At 62.0% G+C, this 4,520-nt stretch carries 6 protein-coding genes; 5 read left to right on the top strand and 1 reads right to left on the bottom strand.

Features of this window, described 5'->3' with window-relative positions:
* Positions 1-605: DUF2066 domain-containing protein (locus tag EOA60_RS19980; RefSeq protein ID WP_128311778.1), on the bottom strand; the 605-nt coding region annotated here is incomplete at its 3' end.
* 136 nt (positions 606-741) lie between these two features.
* Between EOA60_RS19980 and EOA60_RS19975 the strand changes: the two genes are divergently transcribed.
* The 5 genes from EOA60_RS19975 to EOA60_RS19955 all read left to right on the top strand — a co-directional run.
* Positions 742-1,815 (top strand): enoyl-CoA hydratase/isomerase family protein, encoded by a 1,074-nt coding sequence (locus EOA60_RS19975; protein ID WP_128311780.1) that lies wholly within the window; start codon positions 742-744, stop codon positions 1,813-1,815.
* Complete coding sequence (locus EOA60_RS19970) at positions 1,812-2,234, top strand: DUF6163 family protein (protein WP_067000719.1); 423 nt, start codon at positions 1,812-1,814, stop codon at positions 2,232-2,234. The genes EOA60_RS19975 and EOA60_RS19970 overlap by 4 nt, the downstream gene beginning before the upstream one ends.
* A 239-nt stretch (positions 2,235-2,473) precedes the next feature.
* Positions 2,474-2,989: a winged helix DNA-binding protein gene (locus EOA60_RS19965; RefSeq protein WP_067001002.1), complete on the top strand. Its 516-nt coding sequence runs from the start codon at positions 2,474-2,476 to the stop codon at positions 2,987-2,989.
* A 176-nt stretch (positions 2,990-3,165) separates the two neighbouring features.
* Positions 3,166-3,618 (top strand): hypothetical protein, encoded by a 453-nt coding sequence (locus EOA60_RS19960; RefSeq protein ID WP_095824862.1) that lies wholly within the window; start codon positions 3,166-3,168, stop codon positions 3,616-3,618.
* A gap of 334 nt (positions 3,619-3,952) precedes the next feature.
* The coding region (locus EOA60_RS19955; RefSeq protein ID WP_206628174.1) for a peptidoglycan-binding protein at positions 3,953-4,520 on the top strand (568 nt) is incomplete at its 3' end.

The following is a 4,520-nucleotide window of genomic DNA, read 5'->3' as shown; positions in this document are numbered from 1 at the left end:
AGCTTTGCCATATCGGCAGTGCGCAGCGCCTTGTCGTCGAGGCCGGCGAGCTGGTCAGCCTTTGGAAAGCTGACATACACCGAGAGCGGCGCCGTCGCGTTGGCAAAGGATTCGCGCATTGACTGGCCGCGATCCTCGTCGGCCGTCAGCACGAAATGTTGCGCCCCTTGCTCGGCCGTTATGAAGACGGCAATCAGCGGCCGCTCGCCGTGCCATGGCTTGCTGCCGAGCTGCGCCAGGAGCTTGTCGACGACTGTGGGCTTGTAGAGGCAGGTGAGATCGTGCGGCCGGTCATGCGTGCCTTGCTCGTCATGGATCGGAACGCCTTCCAGCCGGTCGCGGTAGCGGAAGGATTGGACAAAGTCGGCCGCCTTATTGCGCAGCGCCAGCATCTCCGGCTTCTGCGTCAGCCGCTGATCGCCTGAAACCTTGACCAGCACCTTGTCCAGACAATCCTTGAAGCCGATCTCGCGATTAGCCTCGCCGGTGCCGGTGACGATCGTCTGCGCCAGGTAGAGTTCAGAGGCTGCCTCGGCGGCGGCCGGCGCAACTCCCAGAAAGAGGAGACCTGCCAATCCAGCAACGAGACGAGAAACCCCAGCCATGTCGATTAGCTCGAAATCTGTCGCGCCGCCTACGCGCGACACTTTGCCGGTTACCTAACACCGGAAGCGGCTGGCCGCCAGCGCGGCGTTGCCGCCATTGACGCATCCTTATGCCGCCTTTAGCACTTCAATCCCCCTGGAAGGGCGGAGAGGAGGATTCTCTGGCGATGGATTTTGGCGGAGGGACGAGATTCGCTTCGAGCGTCTAGGCAAGGCGGGCGTCGTCACACTGACGCGGCCGCAGGCGCTCAATGCCGTCACCCATCGCATGGTCAAGGCGCTTGGCAAGGCGCTTGACGCCTGGGAGGGCGATGCCGGCGTCGCCGTCGTCGTCGTCAAGGCTGAGGGCAGGGCGTTTTCCGCCGGTGGCGATATTCTGCACATTTACGAGGCGGGCCGCGCCGGCAAGCCGCCGGTCGACTTCTTCGCCGACGAGTATCGTCTCAATGCCCGCATCGCCCGCTTCAGGAAACCCTATGTCGCGCTGATCGACGGCATCGTCATGGGCGGCGGGGTCGGCATTTCCTTCCACGGCTCGCACCGCGTGCTGACCGAGAACGCGCAATTCGCCATGCCGGAAGTCGGCATCGGCTTCTTCCCCGATGTTGGCGCCAGCCATTTGCTGCCCGATCTCGGCGGCAGCTTCGGCACGTATCTGGGGCTGACGGGAAACCGCATCCGCTATGGTGATGCCCTGTGGTCGGGCCTCGCCACCCACACGATCAAGGCCGAGGACCAGGCGGGGCTTCTTGACGAGCTGGCGACAAGCGGCGACGCGAACGCGGAGTTGCGCGATTTCTTCACACCCGCAAGACGCGAGACCGAGCGGCAGGATCTGGAATCGATCGCCCGCCATTTTTCGCAACCCTCGCTCGCCGCTATCGTCGCCAGCCTGGAACGAGCATCCGCCACCGACGCTTTCGCCGCCAAGACGCTGGCGACGATCAGGACGCGTTCGCCGACCAGCCTCAACGTCGCCTGGCGCGAGATCAGCGCCGGGTCGACGCTGTCGATGGACGAGTGCATGAAGATGGAGTTCCGCATCCTCAACCGCATGCTGGCCGGCCACGACTTTTATGAAGGCATCCGCGCCGCCATCATCGACAAGGGTTCGAAGCCGGAATGGCGGCCCGCCAGCCTCGATGCGGTGAGCGCGGCCGATGTCGACGCGTATTTCGCGCCGCTCGGGGCCGGGGAGCTGGAGCTGTGAGCGAGGTCACCTCCAGGCGCGTGGTGCTGCAGCCCTCGACCACCGAGATCATCTTCGCCTGGTTCCAGCGGGTCATTGCCGGCTACTGCCTGCTGTTCGGTGTCCTCTACTGGGTCCGGCTGATCGGCATCTATCCGGGCGAGCTCTGGCGCTTCGACCTGATGCCGGTGCACTGGCAGGTGGCCGCGGCCACGCTTGCCGTCTTCTTTCCTTTCGCCGCCGCGGGCCTTTGGATGCTTGCCTCCTGGGGGCCGGTGATCTGGTTCATCTGCGCGGCGACCGAGACCGTCATGTATGCCGGCTTTCCCAATCTCTTCGGACATCGGATCCTGATCGTCGTCTCACATGCCTGCGTGGCGCTGCTCTACATCGTCTTCCGCGTGGTCATCTGGCTGCAGAAGCGCCAGCTCAGGCAATAGCTTGCCGGGCGGCGTAAGGAACCTAGATACGGGGTCGGCGACTGCCCCAAAACCCTTGGCTAAATCTTTAGGTTAATTGTTCTTGCTCGTATGACCGTTCGTTAAGCCTCTTTCGAAACCTCTTACCGGTAAGCTCTTGTTAGCCCTGGCGTTTAAGTCGAATTTTATGAGTATTCGATAGTGTCGCGATCAAGGTGAAGAACAAAAAATCACCGGGCGACAAACGAGAGGCAAAGACAATGATCAATTCGCGTCCGGCGGCGAAGACCGCCAACGTTTCCGACGATCGCCGCGAGGCGATCCGTTCGCTGTACATGGAATCGCTGCAGCTGGTGGAGCGTCTGCATCGCCGTCTGCTTGACGTGATCAAGGACGAGTTCGACCGCAACGGCCGCTCCGACATCAACGCCATCCAGGCGCTTTTGCTCTTCAACATCGGCAATTCGGAGCTGACCGCCGGCGAGCTGCGCTCGCGCGGTTATTATCTCGGCTCGAACGTCTCCTACAATCTGAAGAAGCTGGTCGACCTCGGCTTCATCAACCACCAGCGCTCGCGCATCGACCGCCGCTCGGTCCGCGTCTCGCTGACGCCGAAGGGCAACGAGGTGGCCGAGGTCGTCGCCGGCCTCTACGAGCGCCATGTCGGCTCGATCGAGGCCGTGGGCGGCATCAACACCGACGAGTTCAAGCAGATGAACCGCGCGCTCCAGCGTCTGGATCGCTTCTGGAACGACACGATCGCTTACCGGATGTAAGCGGATTCGAAATCTAAGACGATCGAAGTCGCGCCGAAGAAGCGCGGCCGGAGGAAGCAATCAGGACCGGTGCCGACAGGTGCCGGTTCTTTTCTTTTGCGAAAGCGCGCTGCAGCAGGGCGCTTGACCGCCGAGCAGCGCGCGTGGAAGCTCTGCAGGCAAAAGAGGAGGGCCTCATGCGTCATATCCTGCTTGCGATTTGCGCTGTGATCCTTGTTTCACCGGCCGCTGCCCGGACTCTCGGTTATGGCTCCAAGGCCGGAATGGAGGTTACGGTCGTCAAGAAATCCGGCATCAACACCTCGCATGCCAGCATCCTGACCAAACATACGAGGCAGAACGCCATCGGATACTGCCGCGACTATGTCGGTAAGGTGACCGAGGATTGCATCGCTAAGGAAATGAAAACGCCCTTGCATCTGGAGATCACAGCGGACTGCAAGAGCGGAAAATTCACCACCTTTTACGGCGCCAACATGCTGTTCCAGAGGCGCAGCCCCGCCGGAAGCGAGACGGATTATCAGATCACCGACACCGACGAGAACGTGGTGCTCGATGGCTCGGGGGCCTCGGGCTACGACTACACGCTGGAGCAGTTCAAAGCCCTCTGCCCGAACCGGGTGAAATAGGGCAAACCGAGGATGACGGCGGGCATCCTGTGAACCCGCCGCTATCGGCGATGCCAAAATGCCTCGGTCCCATTTTTTGATCATCTTGCCGGATGCAAATCGCGGGCCAAGGTCACGTTGCCGCCATAATCGCAGTGAAAGCGAGAATGCGGGTGATGCTGCGGGCCGAGGCCCTGCGCTTCCTGGAGCAGGTGTCGTGGTCCTACGTTTTCACGCCCTGCTGACGCAAGTCATGGTTGGCTAATTGTTAAGATTGCCGACCCTAGAGTGCGGGCAACCCGCCAGTAGAGCGAACTGAGCGAGATTAGATATAGCTAAAATGTCTGGAACATCCATGAGAACCAGCCGCCGTTTCTTCCTGACCGGAGCCTCTGCGCTCGCCGCCGCCGTCGTCGCCGGCCATGCCAGCGCGCAGGATGTGATCGGCGACATTCTGAAATCCTCGACCCGCGGCAATTGGGACGACCAGTTCGACGCCCGTGCAAGCGAGACCGGCAAGGTTGCCTCGACGCTGCCGATCTTCAGCCTGCAGACCGTAGCCTTCACCGAGCAGGCGGTGGCGCAGTACCAGGGCATTGTCGGCCAGGGCGGCTGGGAGCAGGTTCCGGCAACCAAGAAATTGCAGCTCGGCGTCGACGATCCGGATGTCGTGCCGCTGCGCAAGCGGCTGATGGTCTCGGGCGACCTGTCGCAGAGCGCCGGCATTTCGACGGCGTTCGATTCCTATGTCGACTCGGCGGTCAAGCGCTTCCAGCTCCGTCACGGCCTGCCGGCCGACGGCTCCATGGGCAAATACACTTATTCGGCGATGAACGTGCCGGCGCCGATCCGGCTTGGCCAGCTGCAGACCAATCTGCAGCGGCTGCGCGAAAAGGCGGGCACGCTTGGCGACCGCTATGTGC

Origin of the sequence: Mesorhizobium sp. M1A.F.Ca.IN.020.06.1.1 (genome assembly GCF_004023265.1) — a bacterium.
Classification (GTDB): domain Bacteria; phylum Pseudomonadota; class Alphaproteobacteria; order Rhizobiales; family Rhizobiaceae; genus Mesorhizobium.
The sequence above is the reverse complement of the archived record's forward strand: the minus strand, read 5'-3'. Positions and strand labels throughout refer to the sequence as shown.

Coding starts and splice junctions, on each gene's coding strand:
- EOA60_RS19965 (WP_067001002.1), top strand. CDS start 2,474: ATGATCAATTCGCGTCCGGCGGCGAAGACCGCCAACGTTTCCGACGAT.
- EOA60_RS19960 (WP_095824862.1), top strand. CDS start 3,166: ATGCGTCATATCCTGCTTGCGATTTGCGCTGTGATCCTTGTTTCACCG.